This is a genomic window from Clostridioides sp. ZZV14-6153 (assembly GCF_020657855.1).
Lineage (GTDB): Bacteria > Bacillota > Clostridia > Peptostreptococcales > Peptostreptococcaceae > Clostridioides.
The window spans coordinates 1-270 of sequence record NZ_JAGWCZ010000097.1 but is presented as its reverse complement, the minus strand read 5'-3'; the positions used below and the strand labels follow the sequence as shown (position 1 = coordinate 270).

At 25.2% G+C, this 270-nt stretch carries 1 pseudogene; it reads right to left on the bottom strand.

Going from position 1 to position 270, the window contains the following annotated elements:
• A pseudogene (locus tag KGF46_RS19860) lies at positions 1-239 on the bottom strand (RNA-guided endonuclease TnpB family protein); the annotation flags it as partial.
• Positions 240-270 lie beyond the last annotated feature (31 nt).

The window sequence follows — 270 nt, the reverse complement described above, 5'->3', positions numbered from 1 at the left end:
TTTCTATTAGCATCAAATTTATCTGATATTGCTTGTATAGTTTGACTATGTATATTGTATTTACCTTTGATTATCTTTTGTATATCATTCTTTTTTATCCATTGTTTATGTTCAAAATAGTATTCTTTGGATAAGCTAACTATATGATTCCAACAATTAGCACTCTCTATTTGTTTTTCCCTTACTAATTCAAATTGTGTTCTAGTTAGGTTTAATTTTACTCTATGAGTTTTTATCATTTTTTCTTACTCCTAACTTGTTGATTCTCTA